The sequence below is a fragment of the Methylobacterium sp. A54F genome (assembly GCF_053346035.1).
Genome location: NZ_JBKFBF010000006.1, coordinates 26,968 through 48,924 on the forward strand (window position 1 = coordinate 26,968; position 21,957 = coordinate 48,924).

Below are 21,957 nucleotides of genomic sequence, written 5' to 3' on the forward strand. Positions count from 1 at the left end.
CCTCATCTCGGCCGAAGCATCGCACGGGCCTTCGAGGGTCACGCGCTCCGTCGACCGCCATCGCTCCGCAGGATCCGAGCCAGCGCGTCGCCCGCCTGGCGGGCCAAACCCTCGACCCGCGCGACCGTATCGGCGCCGATGAGGACGTAGGCGCACCAGTACGCGCCGAGGGCGGCGACCGGCGGCGAGCCGATCGGGGCCATCACCAGGCTGCAGATCGATTTGCTCTGGTAAGGGGCGACCGGAACGCGCGGGTCGAGGCCGACATCGGGCACGACGGCCGTCTCATTGTTCAGCATCGCCCAGCCGGAGACGCAGTCCGTAAGCGGGAAGCGCTGGCCCTTCCAAAGCGGTTCCACCGCGTTCTCGGCGACGTAGTGGCAACTGTCCGCCTCACGCAGGACGACGGCGACGCCGTCGCAACCGATCTCCCGCCGGGCACCCTGGCTCAGGGCGGCGACGACGTCGTCGAGGCACTCGGCCGCCGCGAGCCGCTCGCCGACGCCTTCTGCCTGAGAATCGGCTTGGCTACGCGTATCGAACATCCGGGCATACTAAAGGCCGGGCCGGGCAGCGTCCATGCGGCCGCGCTTCATCGGGTACAGCAATTCGGGGGAGCCTGCCGGACTCGCCTGCCGCTCAGCCGGATGGCGTATGCGAGATCTGAATTCAGGAACGTCGTTGCGGATCAGCGCTTCAGGCGGCTGATGGTGCCCAGGAAAGGACTCGAACCTTCACCTCTTGCGAGACTGGTACCTGAAACCAGCGCGTCTACCAATTCCGCCACCTGGGCCCGGCGATCCGTGGATCGGCGGTGCGGTTCGTTTAGGCGGCGGCGGCGGGATCGTCAATCGCGATTTCCGCCGCCGCGTCAGGCCGTGGAGCCCTGTTGCGGATCAGCCGCTGAACCTCCCGCGTCAGCCGTGCGGCCAGGCGCGGATGTCCACGAAGTGGCCCGCCACCGCGGCCGCGGCGGCCATGGCCGGGGAGACCAGGTGGGTGCGGCCGCGCGGGCCCTGGCGGCCCTCGAAGTTGCGGTTCGAGGTGGAGGCGCAGCGCTCCTCCGGCCGCAGCTTGTCGGGGTTCATGCCGAGGCACATCGAGCAGCCGGGCTCGCGCCAGTCGAAGCCCGCATCCTTGAGGATGCGGTCGAGCCCTTCCGCCTCGGCCTGCGCCTTCACGAGGCCGGAGCCCGGCACCACCATGGCGGAGACGTTCGGGTGGACCTTGCGGCCCTCCACCATGCGGGCGACCGTGCGCAGGTCCTCGATGCGGCCGTTGGTGCAGGAGCCGATGAACACTCGGTCGAGGGCGACGTCGGTCATCCGCGTGCCGGGGGTCAGGCCCATATAGGCCAGCGCCTGCGCCTTGGACTGACGCTTGTTCTCGTCGGCGATGGCGGCCGGGTCCGGCACGGCGCCGAGGATCGAGATCACGTCCTCGGGGCTCGTGCCCCAGCTCACGATCGGGGGCAGGTTGCCGGCGTCGAGGCGCACCTCGCGGTCGAAGTGGGCATCGGCGTCGCTGACGAGGCTCTCCCAGTAGGCCCGCGCCCGGTCGAAGGCCGCGCCCTTCGGCGCCTTCGGGCGGTCCTTCACGTAGGCGAAGGTGGTCTCGTCCGGCGCCACCATGCCGGCCCGGGCGCCCCCCTCGATCGACATGTTGCAGATCGTCATGCGCCCCTCCATCGAGAGGGCGCGGATCGCCTCGCCGGCGTACTCGATGACGTGGCCGGTGCCGCCCGCCGTGCCGATCTCGCCGATGATCGCCAGGATGATGTCCTTGGCGGTGACCCCCGGGGGCAGCGTACCGTCGACGGTGACGCGCATGTTCCGCGCCTTCTTCTGCAGAAGGGTCTGCGTCGCCAGGACGTGCTCGACCTCGGAGGTGCCGATGCCGTGGGCGAGCGCCCCGAAGGCGCCGTGCGTCGAGGTGTGGGAATCGCCGCAGACGATCGTCTGGCCCGGCAGGGTGAAGCCCTGCTCGGGGCCGATGATGTGCACGATGCCCTGGCGCCGGTCGAGGGCGTCGTAGAACTCGATGCCGAAGTCGCGCACGTTCTCGGCGAGCGCCTCGAGCTGCGTGCGGCTCTCCGGGTCCTCGATGCCGCGGCTGCGGTCCGAGGTCTGGACGTTATGGTCGACCACCGCGAGCGTCCGCTCGGGGTGGCGGACCCGGCGGCCGGCCGCGCGAAGCCCCTCGAACGCCTGCGGGCTCGTCACCTCGTGCACGAGGTGGCGGTCGATGTAGAGGAGGCTGGTGCCGTCCGGCTCGACATCGACGACGTGGTCGTCCCAGATCTTGTCGTAGAGGGTGCGCGGGGCCGTCATGGTCGGGTCGCTCTGCAGGTCGCTCGGGACGCGTCTTCGTCAGGAGACATCGAGCCACCTTAGTAAGGTTCCGGCGGGCGTTCCGGAAGTGGCCTCGGGCCTTTCGTGGCGATATGGCTGCCCGGAACCCGCTGCATGGCCGTGCGCTCATGCGGCGGGCGGACCGGGATGCCTTGCGGCCGCCCGGGCCCGTGATCACAATCCCCCCGATGGCCCCGGTGACCGGCCGTCCGGAGAACCGGGAGCCGCCGTGTCCGACAGCCTGCCCGCCGAGATCCTGATGCTGCGGCCGATGCAGCCGAGCGTCATGGAGGCTCTGGAACCGGCCTTCCGCCTGCACAGGCTCGACGCCGCCCCGGATCCGCAGGCCCTCCTCGCCGCCATCGGCCCGCGCATCCGCGGCCTCGCGGTCAACGCCCACGCCGCCGTGGACGCCGCCCTGATGGACCGCCTGCCGAACCTCGAGATCGTGGCGAGCTTCGGGGTCGGGTACGACACCGTGGACGCAGCGGAGGCGGGCCGGCGCGGCATCGTCGTCACCAACACGCCGGACGTGCTCACGGACGAGGTGGCCGACCTCGCGGTGGGGCTGTTGCTCGCCGCCGTGCGCCAGATCCCGCAGGCCGAACGCCACCTCCGGGCGGGGCTGTGGCCCCAACGCTCGTTCCCGCTCACCGCGAGCCTGCGGGGCCGCACGGTCGGCATCCTGGGCCTCGGGCGCATCGGGCGGGCCATCGCCCGGCGCCTCGAAGGCTTCGGGGTCGACATCGCCTATCACGGCCGCAGCGCCCAGGCCGACGTCGCCTACGCCTACCACCCGACCCTCGTCGGGCTCGCGCGCGCCGCGGACGTGCTGATGATCGTGGCGCCGGGCGGCCCGGAGACCCGCGGGATCGTCGACGCCGCCGTGCTGGAGGCCCTCGGCCCGGAGGGCATCCTGGTCAACGTCGCCCGCGGCAGCCTGGTGGACGAGCCGGCGCTCGCCCGGGCGCTCGCGGAGGGCACCATCCTGGGAGCCGGCCTCGACGTGTACGCCGACGAGCCGCGGGTGCCGGCCGACCTCCTCGGGCTCGACCACGTGGTGCTGCTGCCGCACGTGGGCTCGGGCTCCGTGGCGACGCGGGCCGCCATGGGCCGCCTCGTCGTGGACAACCTGCTCGCCTGGTTCGAAGGCCGCCCGCCGCTGACCCCCGTGCCGGAGACGCCGGTGCCGGCGGGCCGGGGCGCGCACCGGGGCGTGAGCCGGTGAGAGTCAGCCTCGCCGCCCTGGCGCTCCTCGCCGGCCTCGCCGCGGCCCGCGCGCAGCAGCCGCCGCTCCCCGAATCCCCTCCGCCCGAGGCGGCCCCCGTCCCCGAGCCGGCCGCACCGCCCGCCGCCCCGGCGCCGGGCGAGCCCGGCTTCGTGGCGAGCCTGCCCGAGGCGGCCACCGGCGTGCCGGGCACCTGGGACCTGTCGCGGGACGGGACCAACCGCCGCTGCGTGATGACGCTCACGGGCGACAGCGGCGAGGCGGGCCGGCGGCTGCGCTTCCCCGCGGGCTGCCGCAAGGCCCTGCCCGTGCTGAACGGCGTGGCGGGCTGGCTGTTCGCGGACGCGGCGGTGCGCCTCGTCGACCGGGACCTGAGGCCGGTCCTGTCCTTCGCCCGCCGGCCGGACCAGCGCAGCCTGCTGGCGCGCAGCGAGGCCGGCGAGCCCTACAGCCTGGTGCCCCTGCAGATCGCCGCCATGCGGCCGCCGGAGCCCGCGCCTGCCGCGCCTCCCGCGCCGAGCCCGGCCGCCGCGGCGGAGCCCGCGCCCGCCGGCCCGCGGCCGGAGCCCGGGATCTACGCCCTCGACCGCTACAACGACCGCGAGGTCTGCCGCCTGGCGCTCGGGCCCCCGGAGGGCGCGAACGCGCCGGTGCGCGTCCTCGACGGCTGCCGCGACTCCGGCATCGCGATCTTCGATCCCGCCTCCTGGCGCTACGTGGCCGGGCGCCTCGTGCTGAGCGCGCGGCGGGGCCACGTCGTCAACCTCGTGCCGACCGGCACGGGGGGCTGGCGCCGCGACCCGGAGACGGGCGTGACCTTCATCCTGCGCCGGGTCGAGTAGGTCTCAGCGCAGGTGCTGGGTCGGGAGCATGCGCTCGTGCACCCCGTCCCGGCGGATGACGAGGTGCCAGAGGGTGCCGGCGACGTGCAGGACGACGAGCGCGTAGACCGCCCACTGTCCGACGACGTGCACCCGCTCGAACAGCTCGTGGAGCGCCTCGTCCTTCGTGAAGCCCGGCACCGTGAACAGCCAGAAATACGGCGTCCCCCGCCCCCCGTAGGCGCTCAGCAGGTAGCCGCTCGCCGGCATGACCAGGAGGATCGCGTAGAGCAGCCAGTGGTTCGCCCGGGCGAGGAGGTTGAGCGCCCGCGGGGTCGCCGGATCGGGGGGCGCGGGGTGCGTCGCCCGCCAGGCGAGGCGGAGCACGACGAGGGCCAGGATGGTCAGGCCCACCGACTTGTGCAGCACGAACACGTTGCCCTTGTTGGGCGCATCGCGGGCGAGGCTCGTGGCGATCCAGGCAAGGGGCAGGACCACCGCGACGAGGAGCGCGGTGACCCAGTGCAGCGCCTGGGCGACGCCGGTGTAGCGGGGACGTGCGGCCGGAAGGTCCAGGGACATGCTGCCTCGCGCTGCGATCGGTCCGCCGAGCCTGCCCCGAAACGCGGCGCCGCGCGAGTGCCGATGCCGCGAGCGCCCCGCGGAACCGGTTCGACGCGCGGGAGTCAGATCGTCGCGCAGCCCGGGGAGGACGCCTCCGAGGCCGTTCCGCGGCACCCCTGATCGAGGGAGGCGACCGGAGCGTTCTCATGGTTTCGGCGCGCCGGTGTCCGCGGTCCCGACCGGCGCCTCGGCGGGCTTCGTCTCCGCGGGCTTCGCGTCGCTCGTCCGGCTCGCGTCGGCCTTGTTCGCGTCGGCTTTGCCCTCCCCGGGCTTCTCCTTGCCGAGGTAGACGTATTCGGGGGCGGCCCGGAGCTGGTCCTTCGTCGTGTCGATCGTCGCCTTGAGGGCCTGATTGTCGGCTCGCGCGATCTTCACGGCGCTCGGCGCGATGGCGACGTACTTCGTGCCGATGCCGAGGAAGCCGCCGACGCCGACGATCCAGCACTTCACCGTGCTGTTCTCGTCGAGGACGAGGTCGGCGATCTCGCCGATGGTCTCGTTGGCGCCGTTCTGGATGGTGAGGCCCACGAGCTTCGAGGCGACGCGGTCGTTCGGGGTCTGCGCGACGAAGGTCGGGCGCAGGTCGCCCGAGAGCGTGGCGGGCTGGCCCGGGGCGGGTGCGTCGGGTGCCTGGGCGAGGGCGGCGCCCGTGCCGAGCAGGAGGGCGGCCATTCCGGCGAGGAGGCTGTGCATGATTGGATCTCTCGGGCTCGAGGCCGGCAGCCGGGCGGCGCGGCGAAGGTCGCACCGCAAAGTCGGGATACGCCCGGAAGTTCCGCCGCACCCCGCGCCGGCTGCCCGCCGCACGCCGCCGCCCTAGATGGGCAACCGAGACCGAGCGGCGAGACAGACCGGCGGGACTGCGTCGCGCAACCACCCCACGCTCCAGAGGCCGATGCCATGAAGGGCCGTACCCTCACGATGCCGCGCCGCGAGGCGCTCACCCTCCTCACTGCCTCCCTGGGCGCGGCCCTCGGTGGGAGCCTGCCGCGCCCGGCCGCCGCGGTGGGCACGAGCGGCGCCAAGGCGACCGCCTTCACGTTCGAGCGCCCCGAGGGCGGGCCGATGCCGCTGGCGGACTACGCCGGCCGGCCGATCCTCGTGGTCAACACCGCCACCGCCTGCGGCTTCGCGGGGCAGCTCGCCGGCCTTCAGGGCCTGTGGACCCGCTTCCAGGACCGCGGCCTCGCGGTGATCGGGGTCCCCTCGCCGGATTTCGGCAACCAGGAGCCCCTCGACGGGCCCGCCATCGCGGAAGCCGCGCGCAAGAACCACGGCGTCACCTTCCCGCTCACGGCCAAGACCCGCGTGCGGATGCCGGCCGCCCACCCGTTCTACGCCTGGGCGGCCGCCGAGAAGCCGGGGGAGACCCCGCGCTGGAACTTCCACAAGTACCTCGTCGCCCGCGACGGCTCGCTCGCCGCCGCCTTCGGCACGCAGGTGGAGCCCGCCGATCCGCGGATCATCAGCGCCATCGCGGCGGAGCTCGACCGGCCGGCGTGAGGACGCGCCGCCGGGGCGGAGCTCGACCGGCCGGCGTGAGGACGCGCCGCCGGGGCGCCCGGCTCAGGCCGCCGGCGCGGCCCGCCGGCCCGCGCCGGAAGCCCGCGCGGCGTCGATGAGGAGCGCCATCTCGGCCGCCGCCGCGGCCACGCGCTCGGCGACGCCCGGGTCGACCACGCGGCCGTCCGCGATCTCCTCGCCGCCCGCGTAGACCGCGGTCGGTGCGATGTGGGCGGCGAAGAAGCCGAAGAGCGGGCGCATCGCGTGCTCCACCACCAGGGCGTGGCGCTGGCCACCCCCGGTGGCCGCGAGCGCCACCGGCTTGCCGGCCAGGGCCTCGGGCTCGACGAAGTCGAAGACGTGCTTGAACAGCCCCGAATAGGCGCCCTTGTAGACCGGCGAGCCGACGATCAGCGCGTCCGCGCCCTCGATCGCCTCGATCAGCCGCGCGGCCGGGAGGGAGAGGCCGTCGCGCGTCAGCGCGCCGAGGCCGGGGCCGGCATCGATCAGGTCGAACACCCGCAGGTCGATGCGCTGGCGCAGCGCCAAGCCGGCGGCCACCGCCTCCACGAGGCTGCGGGTGCGCGACGGGCGGTTGATGCTGGCCGAAAAGGCGACGACGCGGGGCAGTGGCACGGGCTGTGGTCTCCGCTCGGTTCGGGTCGGCGCGCGGCGGCACGCGGTTCGGGCCCGGACCGATCCGGGAGAGAACGCGCCGCGCCGGCTTCGACTGCAAGGCCCGAGCCGAGGCGAAATGTCCCATATCCGGGTGAAGGGCCGGTTTCCGTCACGCCGTCGTCCGGATCCGGGACAAGGGTCAGCCCCGGAAGCGCCAGACGCTGGAGCGCTTGATCTCGGCATCCTCCAGGGCCCGCGTGACCGGGACCGCGTAGGTGGCGAGGGGTTCGAGGCGCGCCTTCGGCAGGTAGGCGCGGCCGGGATCGCCGATCAGCACGGTCATGCCCCGCGCGTGGAGGTCGCCGAGCCAGTCGCCGACCGCGCCGGCGAGGTCGCGCTCGTAGAAGATGTCCGCGGCCAGCACGAGGTCGGCCTCCGGCGCGGTGCCGATCAGGTCCTCGCCCGCGGCGGTGACGCGGTCCGCGACGCCGTTGGCCGCAGCGTTGAGGCCGATCGCCGGGATCGCGAAGGGGTCGAGGTCGCTCGCGGTGACGTGGGCCGCGCCCGCCAGCGCCGCCGCGATGCCGACGAGGCCGGAGCCCGCCGCGAAGTCGAGCACCCGGTGCCCCGCCGCGATCTCCGGGTTGTCGAGGACGTAGCGCGCGAGCGCCTGCCCGCCGGCCCAGGCGAAGGCCCAGAAGGGCGGCGGCAGGCCGATCTCGGCGAGCTCCTCCTCGGTCTTCTGCCAGAGCGCCGTCGCCTCGTCGGCGACGTAGAGGCGGATCTCCGGAGCGTGCGGCACGGGGCGAAGGCGCGTGTGGCTGCGGATGAAGCCGACGGGATCGAGCGGCGCGTTCATCGGGGCCTGGCTCACGCGGCCGCGAGTTCGCGGTAGATCCCCGCCACCGCCTCGGCCACCGCGGCCTCGGTGTAGCCGCCGGCCAGGATGCGGGCGCGGGCGGCCTTGCCGAGGGCGGCCACGAGGCCGGGATCGCCCGCGAGCCGGACGAGGGCCGCGGCGAGCGCCTGCGCGTCGCCGGGGGGGACGACGAGGCCCTCGACCCCGTCCCGCACCAGCGCGCGGCAGCCCGGCACGTCGGTGGTTAGGAGCGCGCGGCCGCAGGCGGCGGCTTCGAGGAGCGTGCGCGGCAGGCCCTCGCCGCCGCGGGAGGGCAGGCAGCCGACGTGGTGGGCGGCGAAGACCGACGCGGCGTCGCGGGTCGGCCCGTGCCAGGCGACCCCGTCCCGCGACCAGTCGCGGAGCGTCGCCTCCGGGACGGCCCGCCGGTTCGAGGGGTCGGGCGCGCCGTAAAGGCCGAGCTCCACGGCCGCGCCCTCGGCCCGCGCGAGCCGCACCGCTTCCACGGCGACGTCGACGCCTTTCGACCACAGCATCCGCGCGACGATCGCCACCCGCAGCGGCGGCTGCGCGGGCATCGGCTGCGGCGCGAAGGCCTCCGGATCCACCCCGGCGCCCCCCACGATCGTCACCGCCGTGTCGGCCGGGTCCAGGCCGAGCGCCCGGGCGTCGTCGGGATTCTCGAACAGGAAGCGCGTGCGGCGCGAGGCGAGGCCGCTGCGGATCAGGTGGCGCAGGCCCGTCCGGGCGAGGCGGCCGACCCGGTCCTCCCGCGCGCCGATCAGCCCGAGGCCGGTGACGGCGTAGATCCGGGCCGGCACCCCCGCCATCGCGGCCGCCGCGCCCCCGATCAGGATGCCGCGCAGGGCGATGCAGTGGACGATGTCGGCCTGCAGCGCCTTCAGGATCGCCGCGAGCTGGCCGGTGACGTAGCCCGAGGTCATCGGGTTGAGGCTCGATCGCTCGGCCTCCAGGGGCACCACCCGGGCACCGGTGGCCTCGATGGCGGCCCGGTGGTCGCGCACCCGCGTCACCACCGCCACCGAGAGGCCGAGCGCGATCGCGGCGCGGGCCATCGGCAGGAAGTGGGAGGCAAAGAACCAGTCCTCGGTGACGACGAAGACGAGGCGCTTCGGGGGGATCGGCGACGGGGCGAGCGCGGGCGTGTCCATCCGCGGCACTTAGCACGGGCGCCCGCCCACCGCCTCAGCCTCCGCGGCCCCGTTCTTCGAGGTCCGGGTGCGCCGCGCGGAGCTGGCCTTCCTGACGCGGGCCGCCCCCGGAACACCCGCGCGGGCCCGCCGGTTGTCGCCGAACGAACGGGAGGAGTTGCGTCGCATGGCGTCCGGCGTCGATGGGGGAGCGGTCGATCCGCGGGATGCGGCCTCGGAGGCCGGGCTTTCCTACGTCGACGACGGCATGGCGGGGCTGACCCGGCGCCGCAGTGGAAAGGGCTTCCGCTACCTCGACGCCAAGGGCGCGCCGGTGCGCGATCCGGCCACGCTCGCGCGCATCCGCGCCCTCGCGATCCCTCCGGCCTACACGGACGTCTGGATCTGCCCGCGTCGCAACGGCCACATCCAGGCGACGGGCCGGGACGCCAAGGGGCGCAAGCAGTACCGCTACCACCCCGATTTCCGCGAGGCGCGGGACTCCACCAAGTTCAGCCACATCATGCGCTTCGCCGACGCGCTGCCGGGCATCCGCACCCGCATCGACGCGGACATGCGCCGCCAGGGCCTGCCGCGCGAGAAGGTGCTGGCGACGGTGGTGCACCTCCTGGAGACGACGCTGATCCGCGTCGGCAACGACGATTACGCCCGGACCAACCGCAGCTACGGCCTGACGACGCTTCGCGACCCGCACGTCAAGATCGCGGGCTCCGCCCTGCGGTTCCGGTTCAAGGGCAAGAGCGGCAAGACCTGGGACCTCGCCGTGAAGGACCGGCGGGTCGCGCGCATCGTCAAGGCCTGCCAGGACCTGCCCGGCCAGGAACTGTTCCAGTACATCGACGGCGAGGGCACCCAGCGCGACGTGACCTCGGCGGACGTGAACGCCTACCTGCGCGAGATCACCGGCCAGGACATCACCGCCAAGGATTTCCGCACCTGGGCCGGCACGGTGCTGGCGGCCCTGGCGCTGCGCGCGTTCGAGGCGTTCGACAGCGAGGCCAAGGCCAAGAAGAACGTCCGCGCGGCGATCGAGGACGTGTCCGCGCGGCTCGGCAACACGCCGACGATCTGCCGCAAGTGCTACATCCACCCCGAGATCCTCGACTGCTACCTGGAGGGTGGACTCCTCCTGCAGATCAAGGACGCGGTCGACACCGAGCTTTGCGAGCAGCTGGACGCGCTGAAGCCCGAAGAGGCCGCCGTCCTGACCCTGCTGCGCACCCGTCTGGAGGCGGCGGAATCGGAGGCGAAGGCTTCGCCGGAGCGGCGCAAGACGCCGGCACGCAAGACGCCGGCACGCAAGACCTCCGCACCCAAGACCTCGGACAGGAAGCCACCGCCGAAGAAGGCGCGGAAGCCCGCGGGGGGCCGGACGCGCGGTCAGCCGGCCGCGGCGGCCTCGCCGAGCGCCGGCTGACCGCGGCGCGGCTCCGCCTCCCCCGGACTCCTCACGGCATCGCGACCGGAGATCGATTGCGCCCGATTGATCCTGCGCTACCTTCCGTCGAACCCGCATGGCGGGCAGACCCGCATCGCGGGCAGAACAGAACGACAGGAGGAAGCATGCCCAATCCTGCAACCGGCGACCCCGGTGGCGGGCGGTCCTGGGGACCGCACAACACCGTGACGGTGGTCGATCCCTCACCCGTCAACTGGCTCTCCATCACCTGGAACACCATGGAGGAGGCCAACCGCGTCGACCATGCCGGCATCGGCCAGCCGAGCCTGGCGCGGAGCTGGCAGTGGCTCGACGACGAGACGCTGGAGCTGAAGATGCGCGAGGCCGTCTACCAGGACGGTGAGCGCTTCGACGCCCGCATGTTCAAGCTTGGCTTCGACAAGGTCCAGGAATGGACCAACCCGCACCCGCCGGGCGCCTTCCTGAACTTCGCCCGCGACGTGACCTGCGAGGTCGTGGACGACGAGACCGTGCGGATGCGTTTCCCCGGGGGCGATTCGGCGGCCCTGATGAAGCTGCGAGGCATGCACCTGCCCTCCACGCGCTTCTGGAACGAGTGGGGCTTCGTCGACCCGAAGACGGGCTCGGCCGAGGGCCATTGGTGAGTGATCGACGCGCCTGGTCCGTGGGGGACTGGCCCGTTCGTGCTCACTGAAGGCGTCTCGCTGATCGAGTCCCGGTCCGACCGGGTCGTCCTCGAGCCCAACGAGAGCTACTGGAATCCCGACCGCACGCCGACGGTCCGGATCGTCTACGACAATGCCATCGGCAAGGCCGAGGCCATCCGCTCGGTGGCGGAGGGCGATGGCCGCGTCGACGTGGTGTTCGACCTCACGCCCGACGAGGCCAAGGCCTTTCCGGCGAGCGAGCACGGGCGCATCCAGACGAAGGCCGCGAAGGCGATCCTCTGCGGCGTCTTCAACGAGCGGAGCCCGGATTCGCCCTGGCGCGACCCGGCCCTGCGCCGCGCCCTCAACGCGGCGATCGACCGGCAGTTCGTGCTCGACACCGGCGCGCACGGCTACGGGACGGTCATCCCGGCCTTCATCCAGCCCGGCCGGTACGGCGCGGACCCGGAGATGCGGCCGATCCCGCACGACGCGGAGGCGGCGCGGGCCGCCCTCGATCGCCTGCCCCGGCGGGAGATCGTGGTCGTCGGCTCGCCCTCGCAGCAGGGGGTGGTCGCGGCGATCGGTGAGTGCCTGGCGAAGGTCGGGCTCACGGTGCGCCCGGTCATCTCCAAGGAGGAGCCGCCGGAGGATTTCGACGTCAAGCTCGAATGGTACTTCGACTGGACGCCGCAATATCCGGTGGCCTGCGTGCACCGCGAGTTCTTCGGGGCGGACGGCGTCCTGCGCCAGGGCCCCGCGGATCCGGCCTTCGACGCCCTCTACGCGAAGCTCCTGCGCACCAACCGGGAGCCCGAGCAGGAAGGTGTCGTGCGCGAGGTGGAGCGCTTCATCCAGGACGAGGCCAAGTGCCTGTTCCTGTACGCGCCCTTCACCCTGTTCGCGGTCTCTGACCGGGTGGCCTTCACGCCCTACGACACCTGCATGTCGGAGCTCGCGGAGACCCGCATCAAGGGCTGAACGACCGGGCGCGGTGCGAGCCTCCGCACCGCGCCCTCCCCCGCGACGGGCTCAGTCGAGGACAGGCGATGATCGTCGCGACGGCCGGGCACATCGACCACGGCAAGACCGCGCTCGTGCGGGCGCTCACCGGCATCGACGCCGACCGCCTGCCCGAGGAGAAGGCCCGCGGCATCACCCTCGATCTCGGCTTCGCCTACGGGCAGGTCGGCGCCGCGCCCCTCGGCTTCGTCGACGTCCCGGGCCACGAGCGGCTGGTGCGCACCATGGTGGCGGGCGCCACCGGCGTCGATTGCGCGCTCCTCGCGGTGGCGGCCGACGACGGCGTGATGCCCCAGACCCGCGAGCACCTCGCGATCCTCGACCTGCTCGGCCTCGACCGCGGCCTCGTGGCGATCACCAAGTTCGACCGCGTCGGGCCGGAGCGCCTCGCCGCGCTCGGCACCGAATTGCGCGCCGTCCTGGCCGGGACGGCGCTCGCCGGCGCCCCGATCCTGCCCTGCTCCGCCCGGACCGGTGCCGGCCTCGCGGAGCTGTCCGCCGCGCTCGCCGGGCTCGCCGCCCTGCCCCGGCGCGGGCTCCCGGCCGAGGCGGGCTTCCGCCTTGCCATCGACCGCCACTTCACGCTGCCGGGCGTCGGTCTCGTGGTGACGGGGGCGGTCCATGCCGGCACGGTGCGGGTGGGCGACCGGCTCACCCTCTCGCCGGGCGACCGCGAGGTGCGCGTGCGCGGCATTCGCGCCCAGGACCGGGAGGCCGAGCACGGCCGGGCCGGCGAGCGCTGCGCCCTCAACATCGTGGGGCCCCGTCTCTCCCGCGAGGACCTGCACCGGGGCGACTGGCTCCTCGCGCCGGACCTCCACGCCCCGGCGACGCGCCTCGACGTGCGCCTGCGCCTGCTGCCCGGCGAGGCCCGGGACCTGCGGCACCGGACGCCCGTTCAGCTCCACCTCGGGGCCGCCGCGGTCGCCGGCCGCGTGCTGCTCCTCGACGAGCGCGCCCTCGCGCCCGGCGAGGAGGCACTGGCGCAGGTGACGCTCGACGCGGCCATCGGCGCCCTCGGCGGCGACCGCTTCGTGCTGCGCGACGTCTCGGCCCGGCGCACCCTCGGCGGCGGCCGGGTCATCGATCCGTTTGGGCCCCGCCGCGGCCTGCGCAGCCCGAGCCGCCGCGCGATGCTCGATGCCCTCGCGGAGCCCGATGACGGGGCGGCCCTGGCGCGGGCCCTGGCGGCGGCCGAGGGCGGGCTCGACCTCGACCATTTCCGCCGCATCCGGAACATCGCCGCCGCGCGGGAGCCGGCGCTCCTCGGCGCGGCGGCGGCGGTCGCGATTCCCGGCCCCGCCGGGCGCCTCGGCTTCGCCGGGACCCGCCTCTCGGCCCTCGGCGCGCAGATCCTCGCCGCCCTCGACGCGCGGCACGCGGCGGAGCCCGATGATCCGGGCCTCACCCTCGACGAGATCCAGGCGCTCACACCCCGGGCGCTCCACGCCGCCCTGCGGCCGACGCTCACGGGCCTCATCGAGGCGGGAGCGGTCGCGCGGCGCGGCCGCGTCTTCCACCGACCCGGGCATCGCGTGCGCCTCGCCCCGGTCGATGCCGAGCTGTGGGAGCGGATCCGCGCCCTGCAGGGTGCCGCCGGCCTCGACCAGCTGCGCATCGCGCACCTCGCCGAGAGCCTGAGCGTCGAGCCGGACGAGATCCGCCCGCTGCTGGACAAGCTCGGTCGCCTCGGCTGGCTCCGCCGCATCTCGACGTCCTACTACGTCCTGCCCGCGGCCGCTGCCGCGTTGGCCGAGCTGGCCGAGCGGGTGGCCGCGGGGCACCCGGAGGGCCTCCTCACGGTCGGAAGCTTCCGCGAGGCTGCCGGGATCGGGCGCAACATCACCATGCCGCTCCTGGAGCACTTCGACGCCGCGGGCTTCACCACCCGCCTTCACGAGGGCCGCCGGATCCGGGGCGACCGGCAGGCGATCTTCGCAATCGAGGACGCCGGGGCATGACCGGCACGGCGGATGCACCCCGGCCGAACGCGCGGACGCTGAGCGCGGGGTGCGTCCGGCAGGATCGTGCCGCGTATCAGGCGCCGATGCGCAGACCCGCCGGTCCGTCCTCGAGGCGGCCGACGATCGCGGCGGAGGGGTAGTCCGCCGCGCGGATGCGGTCGCGGATCTCGCTGGCCCGGGCCGGCGCGCAGGAGAGCAGCAGGCCGCCCGAGGTCTGCGGATCGGTGAGGAGATGGCGACGCCAGTCCGGAAACGCCGGCGGCAGCACCACCTCGGCACCGAAGGCCGCCCAGTTGCGGTGCGAGGCCCCGGTGACGAAGCCGGCCCGCGCGAGTGCCTCGGCATGAACGAGGAGCGGCACGGCCTCCCGCTCGATCACCAGGGACAGGCCCGCGCCCCGGGCGACTTCGAGCCCGTGCCCGACGAGGCCGAAGCCGGTGACGTCCGTCATGGCGTGCACGTCCGGGTCGCGGGCGAGGTCCGCGCCGACCCGGTTGAGCAGCGTGGTGGTACCGACGAACTCCGCGTAGCCGCCCTCCGGCAGGGCGTCCCGCTTGATCGCGGCGGAGTAGACCCCGACGCCGAGGGGCTTCGTGAGGATCAGGGCGTCGCCCGCGCGCGCATCGCTGTTCCGGCGCACGTCCGCCCGCCGGCAGGTGCCGATGACCGCGAGGCCGTAGATCGGCTCGGGGGTGTCGATGGAATGGCCGCCCGCGACCGGGATGCCGGCCTCGGCGCAGAGGCTGGCGCCGCCGCGCAGGATCGCCGCCACGGTCTCGGGGGCGATCCGGCCCACCGGCATGCCGAGGATCGCGAGCGCCATCAGCGGGCGCCCGCCCATGGCGTAGACGTCCGAGATGGCGTTCGTCGCGGCGATGCGGCCGAAATCGTGGGGGTCGTCCACCATCGGCGTGAAGAAGTCCGTGGTGGCGATCAGGCAGGTGCCGTCGTCGAGGGCCCAGACCGCTGCGTCGTCCGACGTCTCGTTGCCGACGAGGAGGCGCTCGAACGGCCCCGCCACGGGCTGGTCTGCCAGCAGGCCGCGCAGCACCGCCGGATCGAGCTTGCAGCCGCAGCCGCCGCCGTGGGCGAGGCTCGTCAGGCGGACGGGGTCGGCGGTCATGGTCGCTCCTCGTGAGGCCGCGCGCCGTGTCGGTGGGCGCCGCTCCCCGCACCCCCTAGCATCGGCGCCCGCGAACGGGGAGGATGCGTCGGCCTCAAGGCCACCGACGACCGGGATTCCGATTGCGCGCGATCGGGTCCCAGGCTGGCCGGAATCGATAACCCCCGAGCACCGGAACGGAGACCCGACACGATGATTGACTGGGTTCGCGGCGTCCTGCTGTCCGTCGCGCGCGCCACTGGCCGGACAGGCGCCGCCATTGCCTGGACAGGCGTCGCTCTAGGCTGGACAGGCGTCGCCCTCGCGCAGGGGGCGGCAGCGCCGACCTTCGTCTTCACGGGCATCCCCGACCAGGACGAGAGCCGCCTCGTCGAGCGCTTCGGACGGGTCGCGGCGTATCTCGAAGGCAAGCTCGGCGTGCCCGTTCGCTACATCCCGGTGAAGAACTACCCAGCCGCGGTCACCGCGTTCACCAACGGGCAGGTGCAGCTCGCCTGGTTCGGCGGCTTCACGGGCGTGCAGGCCCGGCGGGCGGTGCCGGGCTCCCAGGCCATCGCGCAGGGCGCGGAGGACGCCGCCTTCAAGACCTACCTCATCGCGAACGCCGGGACGGGGCTCACCAAGGGCGCGGACTTCCCGCAGGGCATCTCGGGCAAGACCTTCACGTTCGGCTCCCGCGCCTCGACCTCCGGCCGGCTGATGCCCGAGTTCTTCATCCGCCAGGCCTTCGGCAAGGCGCCGGAGGCAATGTTCGCCCGGGTGGGCTTCTCGGGGGATCACAGCCGGACGATCCAGCTCGTGCAGTCCGGCGCCTTCGCGGTCGGCGCCGTCGACCACTCGGTCTGGGACCTCGACACCAAGGCCGGCAAGGTCGACGCGCGGGCGGTGTCGGTGATCTGGGAGAGCCCGCCCTTCCCGGACTACCAGTGGACGGTGCGGGGCGACGCAGACGCGGTCTACGGCGCGGGCTTCACCGAGCGCCTGCGGGCGGCGCTCACCGGCATCACCGACCCGGCCATCCTGGAGCCGTTCGGCCGCTCGCGCTTCATCCCCGTGACGAATGCCGCCTACGAGCCGCTCATCGAGGTCGGCCGGTCCACGGGCCTCCTCGACTGAGCCCGCCCGCCTTGAACCCGCCCGTCATCGCGCTGCGCGGCGCCTCGGCCGCCTATGACGGGCGGCCGGTGCTGCGGGACATCGACCTGACGATCCATGCCGGCGAGCGGGTCGCGCTGATGGGCCGCTCGGGCGCCGGCAAGTCGACCCTGATCGGGCTCATCCACGCCGAGGCCGCGGCGCGCATCGCCCTGGTACCGCAGGCGGCGGCGCTGGTGCGCACGCTCTCGGTGTTCCACAACGTCTACATGGGCCGGCTCGACCGCAACCCGACGCTGCACAACCTGCGCAATCTCGTCTGGCCGGCCGCCGCCGACTGGCGGGCGGTCGAGGCCGTGCTCGCCCGGGTCGGCCTGTCGGAGGCGATCCGCGCCAAGGCCGGCGCGCTCTCGGGCGGCCAGCAGCAGCGGGTCTCGGTGGCCCGCGCCCTCTACAACGGCCGCCCGATCCTCCTCGCCGACGAGCCGGTCTCGGCCCTCGACCGGGCGCAGGGGGCGCTCGTCCTGACCGAGATGGCCCGCACCCACGAGACCCTCGTGCTCGCCCTTCACGACGTCGCCCTCGCCCTCGCCCACGCGGACCGGATCGTGGTGCTGGAGGCCGGCCGCATCGTGCTCGACGCCCCCGCGCGCGATCTCGATGCGGCGACGCTCGCGCCCTACTACGAGCGCGCCGCGTGAGCGACCCGCGGGGCCGGGCCCCGTCCGCCTGGGCGGGTCGACTGCCGGAGCCCGGCTACGCCGCCCTGAGCGGCTGGTTCGTCGCCGCGGCGCTCGGCGCGCTTCTCCTCGCGGATCTCCAGGTCTCGAGCCTCGCCCCCTTCGCCGAGCTCAAGCGCCTGCTCGGCGGCCTGATCCATCCCGACCTTCTGTCGGTGGAGGGATGGAGCATCGTCCACACGGTGGCCTTCGCGGTGCTCGGCGTCGGGCTCGGCGCGGGCGCGGGCTTCCTCCTCGCGATCCCCTTCGCGCGATGGCGGAGCGTCCGCATCCTCTGCGCGGGCCTGCGGTCCGTGCACGAGCTGTTCTGGGCGCTGCTGCTGATGCAGGTCTTCGGCCTCTCGGCGACGACCGGCATCCTCGCCATCGCCCTCCCCTACGCGGGCATCTGCGCCAAGGTCTATTCCGAGATCATCGAGGAGGCCGACCTCTCGGCGCTGCGCGTCCTGCCCCCCGGCACCGGCGCGGTCTCGGCCTTCGCCTACGCGCGTCTGCCGGAGGTCGCGGCGGCCTTCCGGCACTACACGCTCTACCGCCTCGAATGCGGGATGCGCTCGACCCTGGTGCTCGGCTTCATCGGCTTGCCCACCCTGGGCTTCCACCTCGAATCCGCCTTTCGGCAGGGTCGCTACGCGGAGGCCGGCGCGCTCCTGCTCGTCTTCTACGTGCTGATCGGCAGCCGCCGCCTCTGGGTCCGGCCCGCGACCCTGCCGGTGCTGGCGGTCGGGAGCCTGCTGGCCCTGCCGCCCATGGTCGGGACGACCGACGTGGGCGCGAGCCTCGCGCGCTTCCTCGGCCACGACATCGTGCCGGCGCCCCTGCGCGGCGCGGCCCTCGACACGGCGGACACCTGGATCCGCCTCTGGGCCTGGCTGCGGCCGATCCTGGTCGATCAGGTGCTTCCCGGCACCCTCAACACGCTCGTCCTGGCGCAACTCGCCCTGGTGGCCACGGGCCTCGGGGCGCTGCTGCTCTTCCCCCTCGTCTCCCGGCGCTTCGCAGGCCCGGTCGGGCACCCCCTCGGCCGCGCACTCCTCGTGACCGTGCGCTCGACGCCCGAGTACATGCTGGCCTACGTGGCGCTGCAGCTCCTCGGGCCATCGATGCTGCCCGCGATCCTGGCGCTCGCGATCCACAATGCCGGCATCGTCGGCTTCTTGATGGGGCGGCACGCCGACGCCCTGCCCTACCGCCCCGACGCGTCGCGCGGGCTCGATCTCTACGCCTACGAGACGGTACCGCGGCTCTACGGGCAATTCCTCGCCTACCTGCTCTACCGCTGGGAGATCATCCTGCGCGAGAGCGCGATCCTCGGCATCCTCGGGGTGGCGACCCTCGGCTTCTACGTGGATGCGGCGATCTCCGAATTGCGCCTCGACGTGGCTGCGGTGCTGATCGTCGCCTGCGCCCTCCTGGCCGTCGGCGTCGATGCGCTCTCTCGCGGCCTGCGGCGTGCGCTGCGCATCAGCAGCCTGCCGACCCGCCTGTCCGGGACGGACCGGCCGCCCGCGCCGGCCCGCTGAGGCCGCGGAGGGCCGTCAGGTCTTCGGGCAGGCGCTGCCGCTCGGCAGCACCACCTCGTCGTCGGCGCCGCTCGTGTAGGGGGTTCCCTGGCGCGTCGGCCAGACCACCGTGCGGGTGATCGGGAAGCTGCTCGTCGCGGCACCGAAGAGCTGCGCGTAGGAGGTGCCGAGCATCGGCGCGTAAGTCATCGAGACCTCGGCCACGACGAGGCGCATGCCGTTCCGGTTGTAGATCGGGGGGATCACGAGGTCGGCGCCCGCCACGCCCACCGGGCGCGCGACGATGTTGGAGCCCGCCGACGAGCACACCCGGATCGTGCGCGTGCTGCCGACCATGTAGACCCCGATGGCGCTCACCCGCATGGCGACGCCGGACGCCGAGAACGGCGTGAGCACCAGCTTCGAGGCGGTGAAGATGTCGCCCATGGTGCCCGAAGCCATCGGCGAGACGGTGTCGCCCAGGGAGGTGAGGTCGGCGAGCGTCCGCGTCAGCACGGAGACCCGCCGAACGTTCATGGTCGCCCGGGCGATCTCCGAACCGCCGACCAGAAGGGCGAGCATGAGCGGCGCGATCAGGGCGAACTCGATGGCGGCGACCCCGGAGCGCGCCCGCGCGAAGGCCAGCCGGGCCGGCCGCTTCTCTGTGCCGCGCGCGCCCATCGGCTAGAACGGCTCGGTGCGGAACACGAGCACCGACTGCAGCAGCCGTGATCCGTCCGAGAAGGTCGGCGTGATGCCGAGCATGTTGAACCAGGTGGGGTACTTCACGGCGGCCTGGACCACGACGATCGTGCTCGCCCCCGCATTGGCGTAGCGGGTGCCGAAATCGGCGGTCCAGCCCCGGGTCGCGGCGTCGAGCGGGTTGCGGGCGGTGCCGGCCGCGACCGAGGCGAAGGTCTGGACCTCGAGCTTCACGCTCGGGCAGTCGAAGATCGTCGGCCGGGTCTTGCCGCGCGCCTGGCAGAACTGCGTGCGCAGGTTCGCGAGCAGGACCGTGGTGTCGGTGACGCCCTGGTTCGACGCCTGGAACTGCCCGATCTGGATCGAGCGGGCCGTGTCCACCAGGGCATCGTCGAGGGTCTGGCTCGCCCAGAAGGTCAGGCCCGTGTCGACGAGCCCGGTGAGGAGCACGAGGAAGGGGAAGGCCAGCACCCCGAACTCCACCGCCGTCGTGCCCCGACGGGCGCCGCCGAAGCGGCGCAGCGCCGCGCGGGCGCGGGAGGCTCCCGCGCGAGACTGAGCAATCGTGGGTTGGCCATGCCGCATGACCCCACACCTACGGTCGCGGTGCTAACGCCGACTTAAACGGGCCGGCAACCGGGCGCGGAACCTCGACGGCTTGGTTAAACCGGGTCCTTCAAGCCAGCAGAATTTCTAAAGCCTGTGCAAAGTGCCGTGTCCGCATGTCGGATAGCCGTCGATCCCGAGGGTTTGGGAGGACAAAGTTTTAAGAAACAACCGCCAGTAGCATCTTCTCGACGGAGGTGTGTGATGGTGGAGTTCGGGCGCTATTTCCGCGATCGGCGCGGCAACGTGGCCGTGATCTTCGCCGTCACTGCCATCCCGCTCGTCTTCCTCACCGGGGCAGCCGTCGATTACGGACGCGCCTCGGCGCTCCGCGCGCGGCTTCAGAACGCCGTCGACGGCACGGCGCTCACCCTGTGCCAGACGCCGCTGACGACCACGAACGCCGCCCTCGACGCGCAGGCGGTCAGTCTCGTCGGCGCCTACATGCCGGAGGGCGCGACGGTGACGACGCCCCTGCCCGTCACCAGCAATCCGCGCCAGATCACCGTCAAGGCCTCGGGCAGCTTCACGACCTCCTTCACGCGCATCCTCGGCGTGCAGAAGATCCCGGTCGACGCGACCTCGCAATGCGCGACGCCGATGCCGCAGACGTTCGAGATCGGCATCGCCCTCGACACGACGGGGTCGATGAACAATTCCGGCGGCTCGGGCACGAAGCTTGCCGCGGCCCAGCAGGCGGCCAAGAACTTCATCGACTACGTCTACTCGAACAACGCCTTCAGCGCCGACACCAAGATCTCCCTCGTGCCCTTCGCGAGCGGCGTGGCGGTCGACCCGAACACCTACGGCGCGTCGACCATCTGGATCGACGGCGGGGCGAAGTCGTCCTTCCACTGGAACAACGTCAGCTTCGCGAGCGCCAACGCAACCGTGAAGGCGAAGATCAAGAACCGCTTCGACATCTTCGCGCAGCTCAAGACCCTCAACGCGAACTGGGGCTGGGCAGGCTGCCTGGAGACCCTGCCCTATCCGCTCAACGTGAACGACGCCGCCCCGGCGATCACCAACCCGGACAGCTACTTCGTGCCGATGCTGGCGCCCGACGAGCCGGGCGGGGACACCAAGAGCTACTCCGTCATCGCGAAGTCCGCGAACGACACGTCACCCAAGACGGACGATCGTTACTCGGTTTCGTCGGGACAGACCTATGCGAACAGCTACCTGGAGGACCATACGAACCAGTCCGGCTGCGACGCCGCAACGATGAATCCCCAGGAGGCGGGCATGCGCGCCTGCAAATACTACGGCGCAAATGCCTACTCGTCTTCGAGCTCGAACTGGATCGGCGTCGCGAATGGGCCGAACTTCCTCTGTACGAGCAAGCCCCTGCAGCGCCTCACCAACGACACCACGAAGCTCAAGGCCCTGATCACCAGCTTAGTCGCGTCGGGCAGCACGAACATCTTCGAAGGGTTCATGTGGGCCTGGCGAACCATCTCCCCGATCAGCGTTTTCGCGGAGGCGGCGCCATACAATTCCAACACGGTCCGCAAAGTCTTGATCCTGATGACCGACGGCGAGAACACCTGGAATACGAATTCGGGACTCGGACTTACGAATGCCAAGGGCTCTCTGTACGGGCCGATGGGATACGTGACCAACGATGACGGCACCACCGTCGCGGGCGCATCCGGGAAATCCGGCCGCCTGATCACCGGAACGGCCAACCCGACGAACGACACGCAGTCCCGGGCGGCGATCGACGCCCTGACGCAGCAGGCCTGCACCAACGCCAAGGCCCAGGGCATCGCGGTCTACACGATCGGCTTCAGCACCAGTTCGGATGCGATCGACAAGCCCGGCCTGGCTCTCCTGCAGAACTGTGCTAGCTCCTCCGCCCAGGCCTACGTGGCGAACGACTCGACCGGCCTGATCACGGCCTTTGAGCAGATCGCCAAGAGCATCGGCAAGCTGCGCATCACGCGGTGACGGAGGCGG

The 21,957-nt window shown here is 72.8% G+C and carries 21 protein-coding genes and 1 tRNA gene; 11 read left to right on the forward strand and 11 right to left on the reverse strand.

Annotation, left to right across the window (positions count from 1 at the left end; translation table 11 throughout):
* Positions 1-38 precede the first annotated feature (38 nt).
* The 3 genes from ACLBXP_RS11365 to leuC all read right to left on the reverse strand — a co-directional run bounded on the left by ACLBXP_RS11365 (position 39) and on the right by leuC (position 2,330).
* Entirely contained in the window at positions 39-545 is a 507-nt protein-coding gene (locus tag ACLBXP_RS11365) for a GAF domain-containing protein (protein WP_447667772.1), read from the reverse strand.
* Between the two features lie 163 nt (positions 546-708).
* Positions 709-793 (reverse strand) — tRNA-Leu (locus ACLBXP_RS11370).
* Between the two features lie 124 nt (positions 794-917).
* Complete coding sequence (gene leuC, locus ACLBXP_RS11375) at positions 918-2,330, reverse strand: 3-isopropylmalate dehydratase large subunit (protein WP_447667773.1); 1,413 nt, start codon at positions 2,328-2,330, stop codon at positions 918-920.
* Positions 2,331-2,610: 280 nt separating this feature from the next.
* Between leuC and ACLBXP_RS11380 the strand changes: the two genes are divergently transcribed.
* On the forward strand, positions 2,611-3,579 hold the full coding sequence (locus ACLBXP_RS11380) for a 2-hydroxyacid dehydrogenase (protein WP_447668031.1): 969 nt from the start codon (positions 2,611-2,613) through the stop codon (positions 3,577-3,579).
* A complete protein-coding gene (locus tag ACLBXP_RS11385) occupies positions 3,576-4,421 on the forward strand; it encodes an AprI/Inh family metalloprotease inhibitor (protein WP_447667774.1) in 846 nt (281 codons plus the stop codon). Before ACLBXP_RS11380 ends, ACLBXP_RS11385 begins: the two co-directional genes overlap by 4 nt.
* Before the next feature lie 3 nt (positions 4,422-4,424).
* On the opposite strand, the gene ACLBXP_RS11390 is transcribed toward ACLBXP_RS11385, so the two are convergent.
* The gene (locus ACLBXP_RS11390) at positions 4,425-4,982 is read right to left on the reverse strand and encodes a cytochrome b (protein ID WP_447667775.1); all 558 of its coding nucleotides are present in this window, start codon (positions 4,980-4,982) and stop codon (positions 4,425-4,427) included.
* A gap of 186 nt (positions 4,983-5,168) precedes the next feature.
* The gene (locus ACLBXP_RS11395; protein ID WP_447667776.1) at positions 5,169-5,717 is read right to left on the reverse strand and encodes a PRC-barrel domain-containing protein; all 549 of its coding nucleotides are present in this window, start codon (positions 5,715-5,717) and stop codon (positions 5,169-5,171) included.
* 207 nt (positions 5,718-5,924) lie between these two features.
* On the opposite strand from ACLBXP_RS11395, the gene ACLBXP_RS11400 reads away from it, so the two are divergent.
* Positions 5,925-6,527 carry a glutathione peroxidase gene (locus ACLBXP_RS11400; protein WP_447667777.1) on the forward strand — a complete coding sequence of 201 codons (603 nt, stop codon included), beginning with the start codon at positions 5,925-5,927 and terminating at the stop codon, positions 6,525-6,527.
* Positions 6,528-6,590: 63 nt separating this feature from the next.
* Here the strand turns inward: ACLBXP_RS11400 and ACLBXP_RS11405 are convergent, their stop codons facing one another.
* The 3 genes from ACLBXP_RS11405 to ACLBXP_RS11415 all read right to left on the reverse strand — a co-directional run bounded on the left by ACLBXP_RS11405 (position 6,591) and on the right by ACLBXP_RS11415 (position 9,176).
* Positions 6,591-7,163: an NAD(P)H-dependent oxidoreductase gene (locus tag ACLBXP_RS11405; RefSeq protein WP_447667778.1), complete on the reverse strand. Its 573-nt coding sequence runs from the start codon at positions 7,161-7,163 to the stop codon at positions 6,591-6,593.
* A 181-nt stretch (positions 7,164-7,344) separates the two neighbouring features.
* Positions 7,345-8,004 (reverse strand): class I SAM-dependent methyltransferase, encoded by a 660-nt coding sequence (locus ACLBXP_RS11410; RefSeq protein ID WP_447668032.1) that lies wholly within the window; start codon positions 8,002-8,004, stop codon positions 7,345-7,347.
* 11 nt (positions 8,005-8,015) lie between these two features.
* Positions 8,016-9,176: a glycosyltransferase gene (locus tag ACLBXP_RS11415; RefSeq protein ID WP_447667779.1), complete on the reverse strand. Its 1,161-nt coding sequence runs from the start codon at positions 9,174-9,176 to the stop codon at positions 8,016-8,018.
* 166 nt (positions 9,177-9,342) lie between these two features.
* Between ACLBXP_RS11415 and ACLBXP_RS11420 the strand changes: the two genes are divergently transcribed.
* From ACLBXP_RS11420 to selB, 4 genes are all read left to right on the forward strand, one after another.
* Positions 9,343-10,593, forward strand: coding sequence for a DNA topoisomerase IB (locus ACLBXP_RS11420; protein ID WP_447667780.1), 1,251 nt, complete (start codon positions 9,343-9,345; stop codon positions 10,591-10,593).
* Between the two features lie 146 nt (positions 10,594-10,739).
* Positions 10,740-11,240, forward strand: a complete 501-nt coding sequence (locus ACLBXP_RS11425) for an ABC transporter substrate-binding protein (RefSeq protein WP_447667781.1) — start codon at positions 10,740-10,742, stop codon at positions 11,238-11,240.
* A complete protein-coding gene (locus ACLBXP_RS11430) occupies positions 11,241-12,224 on the forward strand; it encodes an ABC transporter substrate-binding protein (RefSeq protein ID WP_447667782.1) in 984 nt (327 codons plus the stop codon).
* Between the two features lie 68 nt (positions 12,225-12,292).
* Entirely contained in the window at positions 12,293-14,227 is a 1,935-nt protein-coding gene (gene selB / locus ACLBXP_RS11435; protein ID WP_447667783.1) for a selenocysteine-specific translation elongation factor, read from the forward strand.
* A 76-nt stretch (positions 14,228-14,303) separates the two neighbouring features.
* Here selB and selD read toward each other — a convergent pair whose 3' ends face one another.
* The gene (gene selD, locus ACLBXP_RS11440) at positions 14,304-15,353 is read right to left on the reverse strand and encodes a selenide, water dikinase SelD (protein WP_447667784.1); all 1,050 of its coding nucleotides are present in this window, start codon (positions 15,351-15,353) and stop codon (positions 14,304-14,306) included.
* A gap of 192 nt (positions 15,354-15,545) precedes the next feature.
* Here selD and ACLBXP_RS11445 point away from each other — a divergent pair, with 192 nt between their 5' ends.
* The 3 genes from ACLBXP_RS11445 to ACLBXP_RS11455 are packed head-to-tail and all read left to right on the forward strand — an operon-like array spanning position 15,546 to position 18,711.
* On the forward strand, positions 15,546-16,469 hold the full coding sequence (locus ACLBXP_RS11445; RefSeq protein ID WP_447667785.1) for a putative selenate ABC transporter substrate-binding protein: 924 nt from the start codon (positions 15,546-15,548) through the stop codon (positions 16,467-16,469).
* A gap of 11 nt (positions 16,470-16,480) precedes the next feature.
* On the forward strand, positions 16,481-17,149 hold the full coding sequence (locus tag ACLBXP_RS11450) for an ATP-binding cassette domain-containing protein (RefSeq protein WP_447667786.1): 669 nt from the start codon (positions 16,481-16,483) through the stop codon (positions 17,147-17,149).
* Entirely contained in the window at positions 17,146-18,711 is a 1,566-nt protein-coding gene (locus ACLBXP_RS11455; RefSeq protein WP_447667787.1) for a PhnE/PtxC family ABC transporter permease, read from the forward strand. Before ACLBXP_RS11450 ends, ACLBXP_RS11455 begins: the two co-directional genes overlap by 4 nt.
* 15 nt (positions 18,712-18,726) lie before the next feature.
* Here ACLBXP_RS11455 and ACLBXP_RS11460 read toward each other — a convergent pair whose 3' ends face one another.
* Positions 18,727-19,371: a TadE/TadG family type IV pilus assembly protein gene (locus ACLBXP_RS11460; protein WP_447667788.1), complete on the reverse strand. Its 645-nt coding sequence runs from the start codon at positions 19,369-19,371 to the stop codon at positions 18,727-18,729.
* A gap of 3 nt (positions 19,372-19,374) precedes the next feature.
* The gene (locus tag ACLBXP_RS11465) at positions 19,375-19,977 is read right to left on the reverse strand and encodes a TadE/TadG family type IV pilus assembly protein (protein WP_447667789.1); all 603 of its coding nucleotides are present in this window, start codon (positions 19,975-19,977) and stop codon (positions 19,375-19,377) included.
* 225 nt (positions 19,978-20,202) lie between these two features.
* Here ACLBXP_RS11465 and ACLBXP_RS11470 point away from each other — a divergent pair, with 225 nt between their 5' ends.
* Positions 20,203-21,948 (forward strand): pilus assembly protein TadG-related protein, encoded by a 1,746-nt coding sequence (locus tag ACLBXP_RS11470; protein ID WP_447667790.1) that lies wholly within the window; start codon positions 20,203-20,205, stop codon positions 21,946-21,948.
* Positions 21,949-21,957 lie beyond the last annotated feature (9 nt).

Excerpts from the sequence above, each read along its gene's own strand:
- ACLBXP_RS11365 (WP_447667772.1), bottom strand. The coding sequence starts at position 545 with ATGTTCGATACGCGTAGCCAAGCCGATTCTCAGGCAGAAGGCGTCGGC.
- leuC (WP_447667773.1), bottom strand. The coding sequence starts at position 2,330 with ATGACGGCCCCGCGCACCCTCTACGACAAGATCTGGGACGACCACGTC.
- ACLBXP_RS11380 (WP_447668031.1), top strand. The coding sequence starts at position 2,611 with ATGCTGCGGCCGATGCAGCCGAGCGTCATGGAGGCTCTGGAACCGGCC.
- ACLBXP_RS11390 (WP_447667775.1), bottom strand. The coding sequence starts at position 4,982 with ATGTCCCTGGACCTTCCGGCCGCACGTCCCCGCTACACCGGCGTCGCC.
- ACLBXP_RS11395 (WP_447667776.1), bottom strand. The coding sequence starts at position 5,717 with ATGCACAGCCTCCTCGCCGGAATGGCCGCCCTCCTGCTCGGCACGGGC.
- ACLBXP_RS11400 (WP_447667777.1), top strand. The coding sequence starts at position 5,925 with ATGAAGGGCCGTACCCTCACGATGCCGCGCCGCGAGGCGCTCACCCTC.
- ACLBXP_RS11410 (WP_447668032.1), bottom strand. The coding sequence starts at position 8,004 with ATGAACGCGCCGCTCGATCCCGTCGGCTTCATCCGCAGCCACACGCGC.
- ACLBXP_RS11415 (WP_447667779.1), bottom strand. The coding sequence starts at position 9,176 with ATGGACACGCCCGCGCTCGCCCCGTCGCCGATCCCCCCGAAGCGCCTC.
- ACLBXP_RS11420 (WP_447667780.1), top strand. The coding sequence starts at position 9,343 with ATGGCGTCCGGCGTCGATGGGGGAGCGGTCGATCCGCGGGATGCGGCC.
- ACLBXP_RS11425 (WP_447667781.1), top strand. The coding sequence starts at position 10,740 with ATGCCCAATCCTGCAACCGGCGACCCCGGTGGCGGGCGGTCCTGGGGA.
- selB (WP_447667783.1), top strand. The coding sequence starts at position 12,293 with ATGATCGTCGCGACGGCCGGGCACATCGACCACGGCAAGACCGCGCTC.
- selD (WP_447667784.1), bottom strand. The coding sequence starts at position 15,353 with ATGACCGCCGACCCCGTCCGCCTGACGAGCCTCGCCCACGGCGGCGGC.
- ACLBXP_RS11445 (WP_447667785.1), top strand. The coding sequence starts at position 15,546 with ATGATTGACTGGGTTCGCGGCGTCCTGCTGTCCGTCGCGCGCGCCACT.
- ACLBXP_RS11460 (WP_447667788.1), bottom strand. The coding sequence starts at position 19,371 with ATGGGCGCGCGCGGCACAGAGAAGCGGCCGGCCCGGCTGGCCTTCGCG.
- ACLBXP_RS11465 (WP_447667789.1), bottom strand. The coding sequence starts at position 19,977 with ATGCGGCATGGCCAACCCACGATTGCTCAGTCTCGCGCGGGAGCCTCC.
- ACLBXP_RS11470 (WP_447667790.1), top strand. The coding sequence starts at position 20,203 with ATGGTGGAGTTCGGGCGCTATTTCCGCGATCGGCGCGGCAACGTGGCC.